Genomic DNA, 21,013 nt, shown 5'->3' with positions numbered 1-21,013 from the left:
GGCCGCCTCAGGGAGAACAGAATGAGCGACCAGATCAAGTACGTGCTGGACGAGGAGAACATCCCGAAGTCCTGGTACAACCTCACTGCCGACTTCCCGACGCCGATGCCGCCGGTGCTGCATCCGGGCACGCATCAGCCGGTCGGTCCGAGCGATCTGGAGCCGCTGTTTCCGATGGAGCTGATCCTCCAGGAAGTCGCGACCGAACGTTACATCGAGATTCCCGAGCCGGTGCGCGACGTGTTTCGGATGTGGCGCCCGGCGCCGCTGATCCGCGCGCGCCGTCTCGAGCAGGCGCTCGGCACGCCGGCCAAGATCTACTTCAAGTACGAAGGCGTCTCGCCCGCCGGCTCGCACAAGCCGAACACCGCGGTCCCGCAGGCCTGGTACAACAAGCAGGCCGGCATCAAGAAGCTGTCGACCGAGACCGGCGCCGGGCAGTGGGGCTCGTCGCTGGCGTTCGCCGGTTCGCTGTTCGGGCTCGACGTGCTCGTCTTCCAGGTTCGCGTCTCCTACGATCAGAAGCCGTATCGCCGCGCGCTGATGGAGACCTACGGCGCGCGCTGCATCGCCTCGCCGTCCACCGAGACCGACTCCGGCCGCGCCATTCTGGCGAAGACGCCGAACAGCCCGGGCTCGCTCGGCATCGCCATCTCCGAGGCCGTCGAAGTCGCGGCGAAGAATCCGGACATCAAGTACGCGCTCGGTTCGGTGCTCAATCATGTGATGCTGCACCAGACCATCATCGGCGAAGAGGCCATCAAGCAATGCGAGATGGCGGGCGACGATCCCGATGTGATCATCGGCTGCGCCGGCGGCGGCTCGAACTTCGCCGGCCTCGCATTCCCGTTCCTCGGCCTGCAGCTGCGCGGCGGCCGCAAGCGGCGCATCATCGCGGTCGAGCCGGCGGCGTGCCCGACGCTGACCCGCGGCACCTACGCGTATGACTTCGGCGACACCGCGCATCTCACCCCGCTGGTGAAGATGCACACGCTGGGCTCGACCTTCATGCCGCCGGGCTTCCACGCCGGTGGCCTGCGCTATCACGGCATGAGCGGGATGGTGTCGCACGCCTACGAACTCGGCCTGATCGAAGCGCGCGCCTATCAGCAGGTCGGCTGCTTCGAGGCCGGCGTGCAGTTCGCCCGCACCGAGGGCATCGTGCCCGCGCCGGAATCGACCCACGCGGTGCGCTGCGCAATCGACGAGGCGCTGCGCTGCAAGGAGGAGGGCAAGTCGGAGACGATCCTGTTCAACCTCTCCGGCCACGGCCATTTCGACATGCAGGCCTACATCAACTACTTCGAAGGCAAGCTGGTCGATCAGGACTACGACGAAGCCGACCTCGCGACCGCTCTGGCGGGACTGCCGGCGGTGGCGGCCTGAGGGCGGCCTGCTGCCTGCCCAACCTCATCCTGAGGTGCCGTCGCGCGGCGGCGGCCTCGAAGGATGAACCACAGCACGCGTCGCCGCATCCTTCGAGGCTCCCTTGCGGGCGAGCACCTCAAGGATGACGACGCCTCCCTTAAGAACGTCATGCCCGGGCTTGACCCGGGCATCCACGTTCTGAGGCACAGTGCCCGCGGCCGTGGATGGCCGGGACGAGCCCGGCCATGACGGGGATACGGGGTAATGTCTCGTCTAATCAGTGACTTGCGGTCAATTGGCCGCGTGCGGCGCCATCCCCAGCCGCGCAGAAAACCCTTTCCCCACCGGGCCGATGTTTCTACATAACAGCGGTCCGCGCCGGCCCCTCCGGCGTGCCGAGGAATGCTGCCCTATGTCCGCTCCCGAGCCGAAGATCACCCCGGAACTGATCGCCAGCCATGGCCTCAAGCCGGACGAATATCAGCGCATTCTCGATCTGATCGGGCGTGAGCCGACCTTCACCGAGCTCGGCATCTTCTCGGCGATGTGGAACGAGCACTGCTCGTACAAATCGTCGCGCATCCATCTGCGCGGGCTGCCCACCAAGGCGCCGTGGGTGCTGCAGGGGCCGGGCGAGAACGCCGGCGTGATCGACATCGGCGACAATCAGGCGGTGGTCTTCAAGATGGAGAGCCACAACCACCCGAGCTATATCGAACCGTATCAGGGCGCCACCACCGGCGTCGGCGGCATCCTGCGCGACGTCTTCACCATGGGGGCGCGGCCGATCGCCTGCCTCAATGCGCTGTCGTTCGGCGATCCGAAGCATCCCAAGACGCGGCACCTGGTGTCCGGCGTCGTCGCCGGCGTCGGCGGCTACGGCAATTCGTTCGGCGTGCCGACCGTGGGCGGCCAGACCCGGTTCCACACCCGGTATGACGGCAACATCCTGGTCAACGCCATGGCGGTCGGCCTTGCGGATGCCGACAAGATCTTCCTCGCCGCCGCCTCGGGCGTCGGCATGCCGATCGTCTATCTCGGCTCGAAAACGGGGCGCGACGGCATGGGCGGCGCCACCATGGCGTCGGCCGAGTTCGACGAGGGCTCTGAGGAGAAGCGCCCGACCGTGCAGGTCGGCGACCCGTTCGCCGAGAAGCTGCTGCTCGAGGCCTGCCTCGAGATCATGGCCAAGGACTGCGTCATCGCGATCCAGGACATGGGCGCGGCCGGCCTGACCTGCTCGGCGGTCGAGATGGGCGCCAAGGGCGACCTCGGCGTCGAACTCGATCTCGACGCGGTGCCGACCCGCGAGACCGGCATGACCGCCTACGAGATGATGCTCTCCGAAAGCCAGGAGCGCATGCTCATGGTGCTTAAGCCGGAGAAGGAAAAGGAAGCCGAGGACATCTTCCGCAAATGGGGCCTCGACTTCGCCATCGTCGGCTACACCACGCCGACCAAGCGCTTCGTGGTCAAGCATGGCGGGCAGGTGAAGGCCGACCTGCCGATCAAGGAACTCGGCGACGAAGCTCCGCTGTATGATCGGCGGTGGGTCGAGAGTCCGAAGTTGCCGGTGATCCACGCCCGCGACATCAACGCGCCGATGGGCGCGGCCGAGGCGCTGGAGAAGCTGCTGGCGACGCCCGACCTGTGCAGCAAGCGCTGGGTGTGGGAGCAGTACGACCACGTCATCGGCGGCAACACGCTGCAGCGCCCCGGCGGCGACGCCGCGGTGGTCCGCATCGAGGACGGTCCGAAGGGCCTCGCGCTGACCGTCGACGTCACGCCGCGCTATTGCGAGTCCGATCCGTTCGAGGGCGGCAAGCAGGCGGTGGCGGAAGCCTATCGCAACATCACCGCGGTCGGCGGCAAGCCGCTGGCGATCACCGACAACCTCAATTTCGGCAATCCGGAGCGGCCCGAGATCATGGGCCAGCTGGTCGGCTGTCTGCGCGGCATCTCCGAAGCCTGCATCGCGCTCGACTCGCCGATCGTCTCCGGCAACGTCTCGCTCTACAACGAAACCAGTGGCCGCGGCATCCTGCCGACTCCGTCGATCGGCGGCGTCGGCGTGCTCGATGACTTCACCAAGTCGGCTACGCTCGCGTTCAAGGCCGAGGGCGAGGCGATCCTGCTGATCGGCGAGACCAAGGGCTGGCTCGGCCAGTCGGTGTATTTGCGCGACATCTGCGGCCGTGAAGAAGGCGCGCCGCCGCCGGTCGATCTCGCCTGCGAGAAGCGCCATGGCGACGTCGTCCGCGGCATGATCCACGCCGGCACCGTGACGGCGGTGCACGACGTCTCCGACGGCGGCCTGCTGGTCGCGCTGGCCGAGATGGCTATCGCCGGCAACATCGGCGCCTCGCTCGATGCGCCGCCCGGCGAGACCGTGTCGCACGCCTGGTGGTTCGGCGAGGATCAGGGCCGCTATGTCGTCACCGTCAAGCAGGACGATCTGCTGACCACGCTGTCGAAGCTGAAAAACGTCGGCGTCCCCTGTGTCCAGCTCGGCACCACCGGCGGCCACACGCTGAAGATCGAAGGCGAACGCACCGTCGACCTTAAGGCCCTGCGCCACGCCCACGAGCATTGGCTGCCGGACTACATGGCGGGGAAGGCGTAAGCAGCGCATCCAGACGCCTGCCGCCGTCATTGCGAGGAGCGCAGCGACGAAGCAATCCAGCGCGGTGCACTGCGTTGGATTGCTTCGCTTCGCTCGCAATGACGCAGCGTGGGCTGTTCCCGTCATTTCGTGGGGCTCGTGTAGCGAGCGAACCCGGAATTTCTCCCGCGCATCAGCCGCGAACCCAACCCTCACGTTCGTCATTCCGGGATGCGCGCTCTTGCGCGCAGGCCCGGAATCCATAGCCACCGCAGTCGCGGCGAAGCAGTGCCTAAGTCCCGCTGTGCGTAAGTAACAAGCCGCAGTGATTATGGATTCCGGGCTCGCGCCAAGAGGCGCGCCCCGGAATGACGAACGAGAGGTGGTGGGCCGCGGCGGGGACGCCGGAGCGTGCCGACTTCGCTCGCTACAACACCCGATACGATCCGGGTATCTTCCGCAGCAGCGCCGTCGTTGCCCAGCTCAGGGCCAGCCCGAGCACGAACACCACGCTGGCCTTGACGATCGCCGGCCATTCGAGGTCGAACAGCGCGTATTGCAGCCACAGCATCCAGGCGTAGTGCACCAGGAAGATGCCGTAGGCGTCGTGCTGCAGCGGATCGAGGATGCTCCAGCCGGCGCGCTGGAAGCGCAGGAAGTAGGCCAGGATCGCGAAGATCACGGTGACGCTGAACGCCGCGAAGGCGAGGCCGTAGCCGGCTTCGTACCAGATCGGCAAGTCCGGCGGATTGTCGAGGATGCCGCGCTTGATGCCGATGAAGCCCCACATCGCCGCATAGGGCAGCACCGCCAGCATGGCCCAGATGTACCATTGCTTGGCCAGCCGGCCGCCGGCGCTGATCACGCCGCGCTCCGGATGGCAGGCGCCGATTCCGGCGCCCATGAAGAAATACGCCGCATACAGCAGGACGCGGCTCTCCTGCACCGAGAACGGGCCGACTTCGAACCATTGGTTCGGCCCGAAATACACCCGCGCCGGCACGTACAGCACGGCGGTGATCGCGAAGGTGGCGAGGATGTACACGAACGGCCGCTGATAGCCGAGATAGGCCAGCCGGTTCAGCGGATCGAGCGTGTGCCGCGAGATCCGGTACATCGTGCCGCCGATGAAGGTGTAGATGAACAGCACCCACAAAAACCACAGCGGGCCGCTCGGCCACGGGCCGACCGTGATCATGTTGCGGTAGAAATCGGCGAAGCTCAGCACCGGATCGGCGCGGAGCGCGATCGCGTAGTACGCGATCGGGATCACCGTGAAGGCCGCGATCACGAACGGGATGCCGAGCCGGATCAGCCGGTCGCGCGTCAGCGTGCCGATCTTCGGCCGATGGTCGAGGCTCGGCCACAGAAACAGCCCCGACAGCATGAAGAACATCGCCATGAAGAAGCTGTCGGTGGCGAGCACGACGCAGTCGAAGCCGATCCAGGACGCCGGGTCGGTGTGGCCGAAATGGGTGTAGGGAATCACCGAATGGTGAATCAGCACCAGGATGGTGAGGAAGGTGCGGGCGCGGTCGAGCGACAGGTCGCGGACACGAACGGCGGCGGATACGGCCGGCGCGACGTCGTCCCGGGTCGGATAGGTTGTGGTCACGGTCGGTCTCCCGTCCATCCGCGGCACGACAATGTCCGCGAAATGCCGGTCGGGCAAGATTGAAAACGTGGTCGAGCTTTCGGCTTTACGCCGGCAATTCTTCGATTTTGACCTTGTCTGGATAGAACGCCAGGTAGCCGGCGATCTCGGTCATCGCCGGAAACGGCTCCTCATAGCTCCAGATCGCGTTGTCGAGCGTGGTGCCGCCGGCCGCGACGCTGAAATAGCTGGCGTCGCCCTTGTAGGGGCAGTGGGTGGTGCGCGTGGTCTTGTGCAGCAGGGCCATGTCGGCATCGGCGCGCGGGATGTACTGCACCGGCGGGTAGCTCGCTTCCTTCAGCACCAGCGCCTTGCTCGATTCGGCGATCACCACGCCGCCGGCGGTGACGCGCACCCGCTTCGGATTCGGCGTGATCGTGATCGGATGATCGGGACCGGGAATTCTCATGGGCGTTCCTCGCGATGGGCGGATCTTGATTGGCAGATCTCGGTGGCCGGGGCGCCAGGCGCCGCGCCCAACCAGATGTGCGACCTCTGCGGGCTTTGAAAGGGCCGCGCTGCAATATAGTATCGCACAGGTAAGGGATGGCCGATGGCCGGGCCATCCGGAATCGATCAATTTTCGGAGGATTTCGAATGCCGATGGATGCCCGCGACATCGAGGCCATGATCAAGGCCGCGATTCCCGACGCGGAAGTGACGATTCGTGACCTCGCCGGCGATGGCGACCACTACGCCGCGACCGTGATTTCCGAATCGTTCCGGGGCAAGTCGCGGGTGCAGCAGCATCAGATCGTGTACGCCTCGCTGCGCGGCCAGATGGGCGGCGTGCTGCACGCGCTCGCCCTGCAGACCGGCGTGCCGGAAGCTTGAGGCCGCGCCCGGGCGTCTCGCCGTGACCGAGGCCCCGGCGGCCGTCCGCAACCTGCTGCGCGTGCGCAAGCCGCACGAGCACAGCCGCGTCACCTATGTCGAATTGTTCTTCGACCTGGTGTTCGTGTTCGCCGTCACACAGGTCTCGCATTTCCTGCTGGCGCATTTCACGCCGCTCGGCGCGCTGCAGTCGCTGATCCTGATGCTGGCGATCTGGTGGGTGTGGGTCTACACCTCCTGGATCACCAACTGGCTCGATCCCGAACTCACCCGCGTGCGGCTGATGCTGTTCGCGCTGATGAGCGCCGGCCTGCTGCTGTCGACCTCGATCCCGCGCGCGTTCGAGAGCCGCGGCCTGTCGTTCGCGCTGGCCTTCGTGGCGATGCAGGTCGGGCGCAGCGCCTTCGCGACCTTCACGACGCCGCGCTCCGAGCCGCTGCGGCTCAATTTTGTCCGCATCCTGAGCTGGCTGGTGATCAGCGGCGTGTTCTGGCTCGCCGGCGGCGCGCTCGACGGCACGGCGCAGATCGCGCTGTGGCTGGTCGCGCTGGCGATCGAATACACCGGCCCGGTGGCCGGCTTCTACGTGCCGTGGATCGGCGCCTCGACCACGCAGGACTGGAGCGTCGAAGGCGGCCACATGGCCGAGCGCTGCGCGCTGTTCATCATCATCGCGCTCGGCGAATCGATCGTGGTGACCGGCTCGACCTTCGCCGGCATCGAATGGACGGTGACGACGTTCGGCGCTTTCGCCTCGACGCTGCTCGGCGCGATCGCGATGTGGTGGATCTACTTCCACATCGGCGTGCATCTCGGCTCCGAGCGGATCTCGCAATCGAGCGATCCCGGCCGGCTGGCGCGGCTCGCCTACACCTACATCCACCTGCCGATCGTCGCCGGCATCGTCGTCACCGCCGTCAGCGACGAGCAGGTGCTGGCGCATCCCTCCGGCCATTCGAACATCGAAGTCACCCTCACCACGATCGGCGGCCCGCTGCTGTTTCTGCTCGGCGTGCTGCTGTTCAAGCGCGCAGTCCGCGGCCATCTGCAGCCGTCGCACATGGCCGGCATCGCGGTGCTGCTGGCACTGATCCCGTTCGCGCCGCTGATGGCCCCGCTGGCACTGTCGATCGCCACCACCGCGATCCTGCTGGCAGTCGGCATCTGGGAAGCCGTCTCGCTCGGCGCTGCCGCGCGCTCGCCGGTGGAGTGAGGGGCGGGGAGTGGGCTAGAGACGTCGGTGAGTATCGCTGAGGTCCGCTAAGGGCCACAACCAGACATCACCTCTGACGTTCAACGCAGAAGTCTCGACGGCGGAATTGATCGCCCCTTTTTCGGCCTAGCATCCAAACTTCAGCAGCAGCAAACGCAAATGATACCTCCGCTTTTCGAATGTGCAGGAGTTAGCGCCGGAAGGAAACGTGAAACGATGAATCAGGAGAATTTCTTAGTGCGCAGGGGCCGTAATCGTGGTCAGATCAACCACCTAGCAGTAGGGCGGGCGCATTCTTTGGCATTCCCGCGTCTACCGTAATTTCCAAGACGCCTGCACCGCACACTCGCCGGCACATGTTATCTGTCAGACTTGAGTCCAACCGATTGTAGCTACTCTCATGCAACTATGCTGCACCACCCAACCTTGAGGCTGCATATGGCCATCGAGATTCACCGAGTTATTTTTGAGAAGAAGCAGCTTGCTGACATACCTAAGGACGAGCGCTCACTCCTCCTACTCATGGGCCACGCCACCAACGAGCTGAACGTCCTCTCTAAGTTCATTCTGATGATGCGCAAAGATAAACCGCCCACGCAGGTCGAGGACTTTACCGAGGGTGGGCAGGTTTTCATCATCATGCGAACTCTGATCGGCAAGCTTCATGAGGCATGGGAGTTGTTCAAAGCGCGCGCGCAGTCGAACAAGGCAATCTCAGAAAAGCACCTAACGAAGCTCGACGAAGAAGCTGCGCGGGCGCTCAAAACGCTGAATGACTATTTCGGCAAGAAGAACGCTGTAACTGAGATCCGCAACAAGGTAGCGTTCCATTACAAAGATAAAGACGGCCTGATGGAAGAGAATTTCCAGCGACTTCCTGAGACGGAGCCTTGGGAATTCTACCTCTCAAAAACGCACGGCAACACCTTCTACTACGCTTGTGAGATGGTCGCGACTGGCAGCGCGTTGAGCCTTGCCGGGAAGATGGATGAAAAAGAACAGGATGGTCTTGCGGGGGATATCAAGGCGTTCTCTGAGCTGAGCAACGCGGTGCTAGAAGTCTCGAAGCACATCACCACCCTATTCTCATGGTTGATCTCGGATATTGTCGCCGCGCACGCTCCCGAGCCCAAAGTGATAACCGAGACACTCGAAGACGGTCCAAAGTTATCGGAATTCGCGCTGCCGTACTTTTTCGATGAAGACGAAGAGGATTGGACAAAGCAGTTCCAACAGAACGCCGAAAACGCGAAATAGTGAATGCCTGCAAACGAGCGATCAGGCCGAAGGAGCGCCGCGTCCGATACCAGCCACTCAATTGCATTGAAGAAGATGGATCAATGAACAAACTTATTACTTACGGCGGTGCTCTCGCCAGCGATATCATTTCAACCTTTATGCCCGGCGCCAGTACGCTTTCTAAATTTGCGGACGACTACGCTGAGAAAAAGAGAAGAGAGGCCTTAGATATTTTCATCAGCGAAGTGTCTCAAGGATACCATGGCAGGATTGATTTCGACGAACACGATATTGATCCGTTGATCGGAATTGTTCATCGTTTTTGGAAGGCGGTGGAAGATGGCGCGGCTCGTGAAAACCTCAGACTTCTCGCGCAAGTAATTGCCGGTTTGAAGAAAAATAAAGAGCTTGAAGATGCCGATCAATTTCGAAAGTGGGCGGGTATTTTGGAACAGCTTACGCGTGACGAATTGCTCGTTCTCGGCAAATCGCTACGAATCCGGCGAGATATCACTAATGCCGGCACAGATGTTGCGAACGATTTCTGGCAACGGCTGGAACCTTCGTTAGAGGCAGCCGGCTATTCAAAGAGAGAGATTGGCGCTCTCTGCGCTTCTGTGAGCCGGACAGGGCTATTGATCCCATTGAGCGGATTTGGGGCGCTCACTTACATGGACACCCCATGGCTTGAGAAGCTCGGCAAGTTGGCAGACCTTGAGAACCTTAGCCAGCGCTGAGTGTTTTTTGCCACTCAGCACTGACAAGGCCGCGTTAGAAGCCGCCTTCCGAGATGGGTCAGAACCGGAAGGCTTCAAGGCGAACACCGCGTTTGGAGTGACGGGCGCGGCGGACTCGGAATACGCGATGTCCGGGCGAGACCCGTAGCGGCCGTCATCTAGCGCCCGTTTGATGCGTTACCGACGCTGCTTCTTGCATCTTGACCGTACGATCACCGCCGAGCCGACCGTCAGCAAGGCGGACACGATCCAGATCGGTCCCAGCACGAAGATGGCGATCGCGCCCTGGCCGCAGTTCGTGGCAACGCATGCGGTCCCGAACAGATATGGAAAGCCCCCAAGCAGCAGCACGACGGCGAAGGCGGTGCTGAGCCAGAGTCCTTTGGCGCTCCATCGCGCCCCGAACAGCCACGGCAGGGCGGGAAAGCCGAACGACAGAACAACCAGAGCAATCATCAGATGATCGAACATGCTGTTGGTCTGTGACGCGCGGCAAACAGTTCAAACGACGAACGCGCGCTTGTCACTTGCTATCCCGAGTTCGGCAGCGGCATCGAAAGCCGGCAAGTAGACCGTCCACTCGACGACGGACCGCGTCGCCGACCGCTCGCCGGTTGACGCGCGGGCGCGCAGCCTTAACGAAGGCTTTAGGGCGACGCGGCACCGTGGCTCGGAGCGGAGGGGCGGGTTTGTCGAACTGGCGGGACGAGAAGGCGAAGGCCAATGCGCAGGCGCTGGCGCGGCTGACCAAGCGGCTGCCGGACGCGTTTCCGCAGGCCGTGCTGGTGCGGGCGCGAAGCTGCTCGTGGGCGCCCTCGACACTCCGCGTCGCGATCGACGGCTATTGGCGCACGCATCCGCTGCGCGCCGACCGGTTGGCGCGGGCGCTGGCGGCTCGCAGCGGCGCGCCCGAGGGATGGCAGTGGCAGGTCGGGGATTCCGACGCGGGACTGCCGGCGACGTTTCGGACGCCACCCGCGCCGTATCGTGAGAACGCCTTCGCGAAGGGACCGGGGTTCTGCTGCGTCTGCGGCCAGCCGGTGTATCGGTTCGGCTGGCACGCCGATCTGTGGGACGCCGGGCCGAACAACAATGCGACCTGGCACAGCGCCTGCGTCACGGCCTGGCAATTCTGGAACGCGCCGAGCGGCCAGACCAAGCTGCTGCGCCGGTTGCAGGGCCGGCGTTGCCGCGAGACCAACCGGCGCCTGTTCAAGGCCGCCGAGGTCGATCACCGGGTGCCGTTGTTTCAGGTCTGGCGGCAGCATCGCAACGCGCCGTGGCCGGAGCTGCTCGGCTATTGGGGGCTGCCGAACCTGCAGATGATCAACCGCGAGGTCCACGTCGAGAAATGCGCCAGCGAGGCGAGAGGGCGCAGCGCGGCGCGTGTCGCAGCATCAACGGAGACGGCATCCGCATAGTATCTCTCGCCTCCGGCCATGACGAGGTTGGGCCTGAACTGAGCGCTGATACGCGCGCGCTTGTGGCGAACAGGCTCAGGTCAACTATCAGGAGATGCCAACGAGCTCACTGCCTGCGTCGCCCTCACCCCAACCCTCTCCCGCAAGCGGGAGAGGGAGCCGGCTGCCGGTGCGGGGAGGTCGCGAATTAACGCAGGGAGGCTGCGGATGGAGGCAGGGAGGATGTCGCTGGACGGAGCAGGGAATTCATAAGTAACAACGGCCAAGGCCAGATCACTGCAGCCGCCCCGCCGGCAGCGCGCCCCCTCTCCCGCTTGCGGGAGAGGAGAGGGCGGGCGTGAGGGCGACGCGGGCACATAAGTTGCTTTTATAGCAACGTCCGCACTCGTACACAGCTCGGCTGTTACTCAGCCCGCTCCAGCGCATGCACCGAGAACAGCCCGTCCGCATCGGTCCAGCTTTGCTGCAGCGTCCAGCCCGCCTGTTCGGCCAGCGTGCGGAAGCGGGGGAGGCTGTATTTGTAGCTGTTCTCGGTGTGGATGGTTTCGCCCGCCGTGAAGGCGAAACGTTCGCCAAGGATGCGGACGGTCTGGTCGCGGCGGCTGACCAGATGCATCTCGATGCGGTGCTGATCGCGATTGTAGATCGCGCGATGAGCGAAGGCGCGCAGGTCGATATCGCCGCCGAGCTCGCGGTTGATCCGCGCCAGCAGATTGAGGTTGAACTGCGCGGTGACGCCGGCCGCGTCGTCATAGGCTGGCACCAGCAGCTTCTCGTCCTTCTCCAGATCGACGCCGACGATCAGCCGCGCGCCGCGTCCGAGGATGTCGCGGAAGGTGCCGAGCAGATGCGCGGCCTCCTGCGGCTCGAAATTGCCGATGGTCGAGCCGGGGAAGAAGCCGACCTTCGGCCGCGCGCGCACCGCGTCCGGCAGCGCGAACGGCGCGGTGAAATCCGCCGCGACCGGATACACCGCCAGCTCGGGAAAATCGGCGCACAGCTCTTCGGCCTGCGCGGCGATGAAGTCGCCGGAAATATCGACCGGCACATAGGCGGCGACCTGGTGGGCGGCGAGCAGCAGCCTGATCTTGGTCGTGGCGCCAGCGCCGAATTCGACGATCGCCGCATCGGGCGGGATCAGCGCGCCGATCTCGCCGGCGCGGGCGCGCAGGATGCCGAGCTCGGTGCGGGTCGGGTAGTATTCGGGCAGTTTGGTGATCGCGACGAACAGCTCCGAGCCGCGATCGTCGTAGAAGTATTTCGGCGGCAGCGACTTCTGCGGCCGCGACAGGCCGTCCAGCACGTCGGTGGCGAAGCTTTGCGTCTGCGGATCGAGCTGATGCGCTCGGGCTTGCACGGCGACGTGCATGTTCATGGGCGATCTCCCGGATGCGCGTGCCGCGCGTTCGTTATCAGGACGTCAGACGTCGTAGTCGGCGAGCCGCAGTCCGGTGAACTGCCAGCGGTGGTGCGGATAGAAGAAGTTGCGATAGGTCAGGCGGCTGTGGCCATCCGGCGTGACGCAGGACGAGCCGCGCAGCACCAGCTGATTGACCATGAACTTGCCGTTGTATTCGCCGAGCGCGCCCTCGATCGCCTTGTAGCCGGGGTAGGGTGCGTAGGCGCTGCGGGTCCACTGCCACACAATGCCGAAGGCGTCGGCGAGCTGACCGGCGCGCGCCGCGACTTCCCATTCCATCTCGGTCGGCAGATGCTTGCCGCTCCAGCGCGCGAACGCATCGGCCTCGTAGTAACTGACGTGGCAGACCGGCGCGTCGGGATCGATGCGCTGCAGGCCGCCGAGCGTCATGATCCGCCACTCGCCATCCACCTGCCGCCAATGACCCGGCGCTTCCCAGCCTTCGCGCTCGGCGCAGGCGAAGCCGTCCATCAGCCACAGCGTCGGCGTGCGATAGCCGCCGTCCGCCATAAAGGCGAGCCATTCGGCATTGGTGACGAGGTGGCGCGCGAGCGTCACCGGACCGACCAGCGCGCGGTGCGCCGGCTTTTCGTTGTCGAAATGGAAGCTGTCGCCGGCATGGCCGATCGCGTGGATGCCTTCCGGCAGATCGACCAGCGCGTCGCCGCTGTGCTCGGCCGCCGGCAGCCGCCACGTCGGATCGTAGGCGGGCGGTATGGGGTTCTGGGCGAAGGCGTGCAGGATGTCGGTCAGCATCAGCTCCTGGTGCTGCTGCTCGTGATTGAGACCGACTTCCACCAGCGGCTCGAGCTGCCGCAACTTTGCCTCATCGGATTCGGCGAACAGCGCCAGCATCGCCGCATCGACATGGCGCCGATAGGCCGCGACCTCCTCGACCCCCGGCCGCGTCAGCAGCCCGCGCGCCGCACGGGTGTGCCGGGGCCCCGCCGAAACGTAATAAGAGTTGAAAAGATAAGCATAATCCGGATGGAAGACGCGGTAGCCGGGCTGGTGCGGCCCGAGCAGGAACTGCTCGAAGAACCACGTCGTGTGCGCGCGGTGCCATTTCGCCGGGCTGGCATCCGGCATCGACTGCACCACCTGATCCTCGGCACTCAACGGCGCCGCCCGCCGCTCCGTCTCATCCCGCACCGTCCGATAGGCCTCAGCCAGCCGGGTCGCCAGCGCGCTTGGCGTCGAAGGAGATTCGGGAGAAACGGCTACAGAAACAGCGGCGGAGGAGAAATTCGACACGAGCAGCTCCGGTTTGGGAGAAAACGCTGCTTCCGAGAAGCGGTTCCGAGACTCGCCAAATAGGTGTTCGCGGCCGGAATGGAAGGCAGGAGCCCGACTCGGTCTGTCCGTTGGCAACCCTTGGGTGCTGGTGGGCGCGGCTCGCGATGCCGGAATGTTGAGGCAAATCAGACCGTCAGCACGCCTGACTGGCATTTTACTTGGGCTGCGAATGGTTTTCGCGCTACATATATGACAGACCGACCCGGCCGCTGGTGGTCAGCCGGCCGCGCCGCAAAGGGATCCGCCATGAGCATCGAGCAATTCATCGACACCGAAGTGAAGTCCAACGACGTCGTGCTGTTCATGAAGGGCACGCCGCAGTTTCCGCAGTGCGGCTTCTCGGGACAGGTCGTGCAGATCCTCGATCACATCGGCGTCCCCTATAAGGGCCACAACGTGCTCGAATCGGCCGAGCTGCGCGACGGTATCAAGCAGTTCTCGAACTGGCCGACGATCCCGCAGCTCTATGTGAAGGGCGAATTCGTCGGCGGCTGCGACATCGTCCGTGAGATGTTCCAGGCCGGCGAGCTGCAGAAGCTGTTCGCCGACAAGGGCATCAAGGTCGCGGCCTGAGCACTTTCGAACGCTTGAGCGGCGCGGCGACCCTCGAGGTCGTCGTCGCCGACATCACGACGCTCGCGGTCGACGCGATCGTCAACGCCGCCAACAGCTCGCTGCTGGGCGGCGGCGGAGTGGACGGCGCGATCCATCGTGCCGCCGGCCCGCAGCTTCTGGCCGAGTGCCGCACCCTTGATGGCTGCGCCACCGGCGATGCCAAGATCACCCAGGGATATCGGTTGCCGGCGCGGCATGTGATTCATGCCGTCGGGCCGGTGTGGCATGGCGGCGGTTCGGGTGAGGACGCCGCCCTGGCGTCTTGCTACCGCCGGGCGCTCGACCTGTGCCAGCAGCACGGTCTCGCCTCGGTCGCGTTCCCGGCGATCTCCACCGGCGTTTACGGTTTCCCGCCCGAGCGCGCCGCGCCGATCGCAGTCGGGACCTGCATCGAGACACTGAAGACAACGCCGTTCGTCACCCGAGTGGTGTTCTGCTGCTTTTCGGAACCGAGCGCCGCGCTGCACCGGGCTGCGCTATCGGCGACACTTGATTAGTTGACCGCGGCCGCTACCATCCTCCCTGCACAACTCGGGAGGACTTGATGATCTTGCGCCGTGTCGCGCGCCTGCTGATGACCGGAGCGCTCGCTGCGCTGATTGCCTCGCCGGCTCTCGCCGAAGGCAGTTTCGATCCGCCGCCGACCGCGCAGTTCTCGCAGGAGAAGCTCGGCCGCATCGATGCATTCTTCGGCAAGATCATCGAGGAGGGCAAGATCCCCGGCGCGGTGGTGTATATCGAGCGCCACGGCAAGCCCGTGTATAGTAAGTATTTCGGCGTGCGCGACGTCGCCACCAAGGCGCCGATGACCGACGACACCATCTTCCGGCTCGCCTCGCTGACCAAGCCGTTCACCGCCGTCGCGGTGATGACGCTGGTGCAGGACGGCAAGATCAAACTCGACGATCCGGTTTCCAGATACGTCCCTGCCTTCGCCGATGTGAAAGTCGGCGTCGAGAAGACCAAGGAGGGCGGCGAGAAATATCTCGACTTCGAGCCGGTGAAACGGCCGATCAAGATCAGCGACCTGCTGTTGCATACCTCGGGCATCACCTACGGCTTCTATGGCGACAGCCTGGCCCGCAAGGCGATCGCCGCGGCGAAGATCTACGACGGCGATCCGAGCACGGCCGAATTCGCCGAGCGCATCGCCAAGGTGCCGCTGCAGGAGCAGCCCGGCACGCTGTGGGACTACGGCAATTCCTACGAGGTGCTCGGCCGCGTCATCGAGGTCGCATCCGGCAAGTCGTTCTACGAATATCAGAAGGAGAAGCTGTTCGATCCGCTCGGCATGAAGGACACGCGTTACTACCTGCCGGAGGAGCAGCAGAAGGCGCGGATGGCGCAGCCGATGCCCAACGACGCCGACTTCCGCGTCGGGCGTCCGAGCCGGCCGGACATCGTCAAGAAGTGGGAATCCGGCGGCGGCGGCCTGACCTCGACGCCGCACGACGTGATCCGCTTTGTCCGGATGCTGCTGCACAAGGGTGAGCTCGACGGCAAGCGCTATCTCAGCGAAGCGACCTTCAAGGACATGACCACCGATCACGTCGGCCCGTCCTCCGGCATCGCGCGCGATTACTTCTATTTCCCCGGTGACGGCTTCGGCTATGGCTACGGCCTCGCTGTCCGCACTGATCCGGGCAACGCCAAGCCGCCGCCGCCCGGCTCGCTCGGCGAACTGAAATGGGACGGCGCCAGCGGCTGCTATTTCATCGTCGACCCCAAGCTCGACATGTTCGTCGTGCTGATGGAACAGACCCCCTCGCACCGCCAGCCGGTGCAGCGGGAACTCAAGAAACTGGTCTACGAAGCGCTGGAGTAAGCCGGCCCATCCATCAAGCAGCACCCGCGCCGACGACCGACCTCTTTATGAGTCATCCCGGGGCGCGCGAAGCGCAAACCCGGAATGACGGCAGGCTATCGCATACGGAAGCGGCTGATGCCGGAGACCACCCTCCCCTGGAGGGGGAGGGTCGCTCGCGTCGCGAGCGGGGTGGGGTGGCGAAGAGTTTATCCGCAGTGCCCGCGGCTCACCCCACCCTGTCGTCCATCCCGCCGGGCGGGCTGGACGCCGACCCTCCCCCTCCAGGGGAGGGTAAGGGATCGCTTCTGTGGTTGCTCCCTGCATAGATGCGGCCTGTCCGGCAATATCGAACAACGGCGCAGGAACTTCCCTCGCATCTTTGTGTTCCGAATTGACGCTGCGGCGTTTTGCAGCCACCGTTCCCGCGCAACCGAAAAGGAATCACATGACCTACAAGCAGCCTGGCCGTCAGGGCCTCGTCTCGCGCGTTCTCGCAGCGGTGGTGCTCACCAGCATCTATGCTTTCAGCCTCGTCGGCGCGACCGCGCTGATCACCGGCGTCTCGACCACCTCCGCCTCCGCGCAGCGCGGTGATTGGGGCCGTGGTCGCGGGCGGGGTTATCGCGGCGGCCGCGGCTATGGCCGGGGTTACGGACGCGGCTATGGCGGCCGTGGCGTTCGCGGTCCCGTGCGTGGCCGTGGCGCCTGCGTCGTCAACGCAGCCGGCGTGCGCATCTGCCTGTAATGACGTCGGGCCGCTGTGCCTGACAGATCATGACCTGATAGATCAAGACGTGAGTGGCCGGGTTCGTCCCGGCCATTTGCGTTTTCGGATTATTCAGAAAGCGCCGCGCGCCGGCACGGCGCGAGCGCCTACGCCTTCCGCAGGATCTCCCGCACCAGGTCGAGCGTCTCATCGATCATCGTGCGGCTGACGTCGAGATGGGTGCAGGCGCGGATGCGGCCGTCCATCATCGCCAGCATCACGCCGCGGGCGCGCAGCCGCGACACCATCTCGGGGCCCGGGATGCCGGCGCCGTCGGGCCTGAAGAACACCAGGTTGGTCTGCGGCTCCTGCACCTCGACGCCCGCAAGCTGCGCCAGACCCGCCGCGAGCGCCCGCGCATTGGCGTGATCCTCGGCGAGCCGCTCGACGTGGTGGTCGAGCGCGTAGTTGCAGGCGGCGGCGATGACGCCGGACTGCCGCATCGACCCGCCGAGCCGCTGCTTCCAGCGCCACACCTCGTCGATGAACGCGCGGCTTCCGGCCAGCGAGGCCCCGACCGGCGCGCCGAGGCCTTTGCTGAAGTCGATCCAGGCCGAATCCCAGCCCGCGACCATCTCGCGCGCCACGATGCCGGTCGCCACCACCGCATTCATCAGTCGCGCGCCGTCCATATGCGTCGCCAGGCCCGCGGCCTTGCCGGCGGCGGCGATCGCGTCGAGCGTCGCCTGCGGCCAGATCGTTCCGCCGCCGATATTGGCGGTCTGCTCGACGCTCACCATGGTCTGCGGCGGCTCGTAGCGCGAGCGCGGATGCAGCGCGGCGCGGAATGCCGCCAGCGAGAACTGGCCGCCGTCGCCATCGAGCGGCGTGATCTGGAAGCCGCCCAGCGCTGCGTGGGTGCCGCCCTCGCGCGACAGGATGTGCGCAGTGCGATGCGCGATGATCTCGTCGCCGGGCCGGCAGGTCGCCAGCGTCGCGGTGACGTTGCACATCGTGCCGGACGGCAGGAAGACCGCGGCCTCCTTGCCGAGCAGCGCGGCGACGCGCTCGTTCAGCGCGTTGGTGGTCGGATCGTCGCCGGTCTGTTCGTCGCCGACCTCGGCCCGCGCCATCGCCTCCCGCATCGCCGGCGTCGGCCGCGTCTGGGTGTCCGAGAGCAGATTGATGCGCACCGGCGGCGCGTTCGGATCGGGCGGGGGCGGGGTGTAGGACATCCCCGAAAAATAGACCATTTCCCGCGCTGATAGAACGAGAACCTCAGCCGCGGGCGGCTCCGGTCAGGCCGGCTGGCGCAGTCCGCCGAGGATCAGCGCGGCGAAAGCTGCGGCGGCCTCGGCCTCGCGGCACTGGCCACGGATCATCGCGGTCGACAGCGCTTCCCCGGCGCCGATCATGCCGACGCAGCGGCGCACAAGCTCGGCGCGCGGCAGGGTCGTGTACGGCTTCAGTGCGGTGGCGAACAGCTGGACGTAGCCGTCAAGCAGCTGCTGATACACAGCGTCCTTCTCCTGGCTGCCCGCCAGCGCGGCGCCGATCGCCTGCCATTCGCCGCTGGTGTTTGCCGAGCAATGCACATAGGCGGAGGCGAGAAGTTGCGCGGTGTCTTTCAGGCTGCGGTGACCGCTCGCCAGCGCCGCTCGCATCGCGTCGGCGTGTTCGGCGTCGATCGATTTGTACAGTTCGATAAGCAGCCCCGATCGCGTGCCGAAGTGATCATAGGCAATCGGCTTGGACACGCCCGCGCGCTCGGCGAGATGACCGAGCGTCAGCCGGTCGGCGCCCTCATCGCGCACGATCTGTAGCGCGGTCTCCATCAATTGCCGTCGCCGCTGCGCCTTCGGCAGCCGCTCGCCCGGTTCCGCGCCCGCCCCCGAGGCGGTGGCGGTTTTTGCTCTCGCCATGCAACCTACCTTTGGTAGCTTCGTTATGTTACGGATGGTAGGTTAAATGGAACGAGGGAGTCCCGCAATGTCGAACGATCCGATTCTCCTGATCGGCGGAGCCGGCCATGTCGGCCGCTGGACCGCACGATCGCTGCGCGCCGCGCATCCCGAGCTGCCGCTGCTGATCGGCAGCCGGGATCGAGCCCGCGCCGCGAAGGCCGCCGCCGAGCTCGACGCTGAAGCCGTGACGATCGACGACACGGCCGCCGATCTCGGCCTCGGGGATCGATCGCTGAGCGCGATCGCGACGCTGTTCACCGACCAGCGCCTGACCGCGCTGCATCTCGCCCAGACGCGCGGCGTGCCGCATCTGTCGATCTCGCCGGGGATCATCGAGCTTGGTCCGGAAGTCGCTGCCTACATGCATCGCCCGCAGGCGGCGCCGGTGGTGCTGGGAACGGAATGGATGGTCGGCGGCACGACGGCGCCGACGCTCGCCTTCGCCAGGGCGTTCGGCCGCATCGACGACATCGCGATCGGCGCGTTGCTCGACGAGGAGGATGCGTTCGGCCCGGCCGCTCAGGCCGACCTGAAGCGTCAGACCCGGACTATGCCGGTGGCCTTGCTGCGGCAGGACGGCGCCTATGTCTGGCGCGTCGGTGACGAACTCACGACCAACTTTCACTCCGTCGACGGCACCGCGATGGCGGCCTCGGCGCTGTCGCCCAATGACGTGCTCGGCCTTGCCGCCGCGACCGGTGCGCCCAACGTTCGCTTCAGCCTTGCCCTCGGCGTCAGTTCCAGCCGCCGGCGCGGTGAGCCGCTGTCGACCGAAATCATCATCGAACTCGCAGGTGTGGATCGCGCCAATCGGCCGCTGCGGCGTCGCCACGCGGTCGTCCATCCCGGCGGCCAGATGCCGCTGACCGGCCTCGGCGTCGCGCTGGTGCTCGAACGCTTGCTCGGTCTCGACGGCCGCCCTTCAACGCCGGCGGGCCTGTACTTCCCGTACCAGCTGATCGAGCCGGACGTGTATTTCGCGCGTCTCGCTCAGGCCGGCGGGGAGGTGATCGAGTTGGAGCCTTCTTCACCCTCCCCTGGAGGGGGAGGGGCGCTCGCGTAGCGAGCGGGGTGGGGTGGCGAAGAGTTTATCCGCAGTGCCCGCGGCTCACCCCACCCCGTCACGCATCCCGCTTCGCGGCATGCGTGCCGACCCTCCCCCTCCAGGGGAGGGTGGTACGCGCCGCGACATCTAACCGGACTTCACAAACAAAAAGGCCCCGGCGAACCGGGGCCTCGTTGCATCGGACTGAGCAGCAATCAGTACGAAGAAAGCAGTTCCGTCGCGCTTAGCGCGAGTAGAACTCGACGATCAGATGCGGCTCCATCTGCACCGCGAACGGCACGTCGGAGAGAGCCGGGATGCGCGCGAACTTCGCGGTCATCTTGTTGTGGTCGACTTCGATGTAGTCCGGCACGTCGCGCTCGGCGAGCTGGCTGGCTTCCAGCACGATCGCGAGCTGCTTCGACGATTCCTTGACCTCGATCACGTCGCCGACGCGCACCTTGTAGCTCGAGATGTTGACGCGCTTGCCGTTGACCTTGATGTGGCCGTGATTGATGAACTGGCGCGCCGCGAAGATCGTCGACACGAACTTGGCGCGGTACACGACCGAGTCGAGACGGCGCTCCAGGAGGCCGATCAGGTTCTCGCCCGAATCGCCCTTGAGGCGGGTCGCCTCGACGTAGATGGCGTGGAACTGGCGCTCGGAGATGTTGGCGTAATAGCCCTTCAGCTTCTGCTTGGCGCGCAGCTGAACGCCGAAGTCGGACAGCTTGCCCTTGCGGCGCTGACCGTGCTGGCCGGGGCCGTATTCACGACGGTTGACCGGGCTCTTCGGGCGGCCCCAGATGTTCTGGCCCATCCGGCGGTCGATTTTATACTTGGCTTCACTGCGCTTTGTCATCGCGTCCTCGGTTTGCATAGCCATCGCGACCGCGATGGCGTTTTTCAGTCTTGGATGAGGAAACGCGCCCTCCTGCTGCGGCCGGAATTCCTGCCGCCGACAGATCCGGCCCCAAAGCTGAGAGGGGTGGACCACGGGTCGCGAAACGCAACGCGGGCCGAAAGGCCCGCGTTGTTAGCCGGGTTCTAGGGAGAAACCGGCCGGATGTCAATTCGGCGACAGGCCGGAAA

At 65.2% G+C, this 21,013-nt stretch carries 20 protein-coding genes; 12 read left to right on the top strand and 8 right to left on the bottom strand.

Going from position 1 to position 21,013, the window contains the following annotated elements:
• Positions 1-21 precede the first annotated feature (21 nt).
• Positions 22-1,386, top strand: coding sequence for a TrpB-like pyridoxal phosphate-dependent enzyme (locus tag ACFFJ6_RS13560; RefSeq protein WP_378388514.1), 1,365 nt, complete (start codon positions 22-24; stop codon positions 1,384-1,386).
• A gap of 394 nt (positions 1,387-1,780) precedes the next feature.
• Positions 1,781-3,991, top strand: a complete 2,211-nt coding sequence (gene purL, locus ACFFJ6_RS13555) for a phosphoribosylformylglycinamidine synthase subunit PurL (RefSeq protein ID WP_378388512.1) — start codon at positions 1,781-1,783, stop codon at positions 3,989-3,991.
• Positions 3,992-4,397: 406 nt separating this feature from the next.
• Here purL and ACFFJ6_RS13550 read toward each other — a convergent pair whose 3' ends face one another.
• Positions 4,398-5,585 carry an acyltransferase family protein gene (locus ACFFJ6_RS13550; protein ID WP_378388510.1) on the bottom strand — a complete coding sequence of 396 codons (1,188 nt, stop codon included), beginning with the start codon at positions 5,583-5,585 and terminating at the stop codon, positions 4,398-4,400.
• An 85-nt stretch (positions 5,586-5,670) separates the two neighbouring features.
• Positions 5,671-6,033, bottom strand: a complete 363-nt coding sequence (locus tag ACFFJ6_RS13545) for a DUF427 domain-containing protein (protein ID WP_378388508.1) — start codon at positions 6,031-6,033, stop codon at positions 5,671-5,673.
• A 188-nt stretch (positions 6,034-6,221) separates the two neighbouring features.
• Here ACFFJ6_RS13545 and ACFFJ6_RS13540 point away from each other — a divergent pair, with 188 nt between their 5' ends.
• The 4 genes from ACFFJ6_RS13540 to ACFFJ6_RS13525 all read left to right on the top strand — a co-directional run bounded on the left by ACFFJ6_RS13540 (position 6,222) and on the right by ACFFJ6_RS13525 (position 9,647).
• Complete coding sequence (locus ACFFJ6_RS13540) at positions 6,222-6,458, top strand: BolA family protein (protein ID WP_238734141.1); 237 nt, start codon at positions 6,222-6,224, stop codon at positions 6,456-6,458.
• A gap of 22 nt (positions 6,459-6,480) precedes the next feature.
• Entirely contained in the window at positions 6,481-7,671 is a 1,191-nt protein-coding gene (locus tag ACFFJ6_RS13535) for a low temperature requirement protein A (RefSeq protein WP_378388506.1), read from the top strand.
• Positions 7,672-8,109: 438 nt separating this feature from the next.
• Positions 8,110-8,928 carry a hypothetical protein gene (locus ACFFJ6_RS13530; protein ID WP_378388504.1) on the top strand — a complete coding sequence of 273 codons (819 nt, stop codon included), beginning with the start codon at positions 8,110-8,112 and terminating at the stop codon, positions 8,926-8,928.
• A gap of 83 nt (positions 8,929-9,011) precedes the next feature.
• Complete coding sequence (locus ACFFJ6_RS13525) at positions 9,012-9,647, top strand: hypothetical protein (RefSeq protein WP_378388502.1); 636 nt, start codon at positions 9,012-9,014, stop codon at positions 9,645-9,647.
• 177 nt (positions 9,648-9,824) lie between these two features.
• Here ACFFJ6_RS13525 and ACFFJ6_RS13520 read toward each other — a convergent pair whose 3' ends face one another.
• Positions 9,825-10,103 (bottom strand): hypothetical protein, encoded by a 279-nt coding sequence (locus ACFFJ6_RS13520; RefSeq protein WP_378388500.1) that lies wholly within the window; start codon positions 10,101-10,103, stop codon positions 9,825-9,827.
• Positions 10,104-10,336: 233 nt separating this feature from the next.
• Here ACFFJ6_RS13520 and ACFFJ6_RS13515 point away from each other — a divergent pair, with 233 nt between their 5' ends.
• Positions 10,337-11,068 (top strand): hypothetical protein, encoded by a 732-nt coding sequence (locus ACFFJ6_RS13515; protein ID WP_378388498.1) that lies wholly within the window; start codon positions 10,337-10,339, stop codon positions 11,066-11,068.
• Positions 11,069-11,471: 403 nt separating this feature from the next.
• On the opposite strand, the gene egtD is transcribed toward ACFFJ6_RS13515, so the two are convergent.
• Together egtD and egtB are read right to left on the bottom strand one after the other, a co-directional pair.
• Entirely contained in the window at positions 11,472-12,443 is a 972-nt protein-coding gene (egtD, locus tag ACFFJ6_RS13510; RefSeq protein ID WP_378388496.1) for an L-histidine N(alpha)-methyltransferase, read from the bottom strand.
• 45 nt (positions 12,444-12,488) lie between these two features.
• Entirely contained in the window at positions 12,489-13,742 is a 1,254-nt protein-coding gene (gene egtB / locus ACFFJ6_RS13505; protein WP_378388494.1) for an ergothioneine biosynthesis protein EgtB, read from the bottom strand.
• Positions 13,743-14,030: 288 nt separating this feature from the next.
• On the opposite strand from egtB, the gene grxD reads away from it, so the two are divergent.
• From grxD to ACFFJ6_RS13485, 4 genes are all read left to right on the top strand, one after another.
• Positions 14,031-14,357 carry a Grx4 family monothiol glutaredoxin gene (gene grxD / locus ACFFJ6_RS13500; protein ID WP_378388492.1) on the top strand — a complete coding sequence of 109 codons (327 nt, stop codon included), beginning with the start codon at positions 14,031-14,033 and terminating at the stop codon, positions 14,355-14,357.
• Positions 14,354-14,896: an O-acetyl-ADP-ribose deacetylase gene (locus ACFFJ6_RS13495; protein WP_378389680.1), complete on the top strand. Its 543-nt coding sequence runs from the start codon at positions 14,354-14,356 to the stop codon at positions 14,894-14,896. Before grxD ends, ACFFJ6_RS13495 begins: the two co-directional genes overlap by 4 nt.
• Before the next feature lie 47 nt (positions 14,897-14,943).
• Positions 14,944-16,224 (top strand): serine hydrolase domain-containing protein, encoded by a 1,281-nt coding sequence (locus ACFFJ6_RS13490; protein WP_378388490.1) that lies wholly within the window; start codon positions 14,944-14,946, stop codon positions 16,222-16,224.
• A gap of 427 nt (positions 16,225-16,651) precedes the next feature.
• On the top strand, positions 16,652-16,951 hold the full coding sequence (locus ACFFJ6_RS13485; RefSeq protein ID WP_378388488.1) for a hypothetical protein: 300 nt from the start codon (positions 16,652-16,654) through the stop codon (positions 16,949-16,951).
• Between the two features lie 128 nt (positions 16,952-17,079).
• On the opposite strand, the gene ACFFJ6_RS13480 is transcribed toward ACFFJ6_RS13485, so the two are convergent.
• Both ACFFJ6_RS13480 and ACFFJ6_RS13475 read right to left on the bottom strand, forming a co-directional pair.
• Complete coding sequence (locus tag ACFFJ6_RS13480; RefSeq protein ID WP_378389678.1) at positions 17,080-18,147, bottom strand: threonine aldolase family protein; 1,068 nt, start codon at positions 18,145-18,147, stop codon at positions 17,080-17,082.
• 63 nt (positions 18,148-18,210) lie between these two features.
• Complete coding sequence (locus ACFFJ6_RS13475) at positions 18,211-18,834, bottom strand: TetR/AcrR family transcriptional regulator (protein WP_378388486.1); 624 nt, start codon at positions 18,832-18,834, stop codon at positions 18,211-18,213.
• 67 nt (positions 18,835-18,901) lie between these two features.
• Here ACFFJ6_RS13475 and ACFFJ6_RS13470 point away from each other — a divergent pair, with 67 nt between their 5' ends.
• Complete coding sequence (locus tag ACFFJ6_RS13470; RefSeq protein WP_378388484.1) at positions 18,902-19,939, top strand: NAD(P)-dependent oxidoreductase; 1,038 nt, start codon at positions 18,902-18,904, stop codon at positions 19,937-19,939.
• A 226-nt stretch (positions 19,940-20,165) separates the two neighbouring features.
• On the opposite strand, the gene rpsD is transcribed toward ACFFJ6_RS13470, so the two are convergent.
• Positions 20,166-20,783, bottom strand: a complete 618-nt coding sequence (gene rpsD, locus ACFFJ6_RS13465) for a 30S ribosomal protein S4 (RefSeq protein WP_054162438.1) — start codon at positions 20,781-20,783, stop codon at positions 20,166-20,168.
• Between the last annotated feature and the right edge of the window lie 230 nt (positions 20,784-21,013).

Origin of the sequence: Rhodopseudomonas telluris (assembly GCF_042432815.1) — a bacterium.
GTDB classification, from domain to species: domain Bacteria; phylum Pseudomonadota; class Alphaproteobacteria; order Rhizobiales; family Xanthobacteraceae; genus Rhodopseudomonas; species Rhodopseudomonas telluris.
The sequence above is the reverse complement of the archived record's forward strand: the minus strand, read 5'-3'. Positions and strand labels throughout refer to the sequence as shown.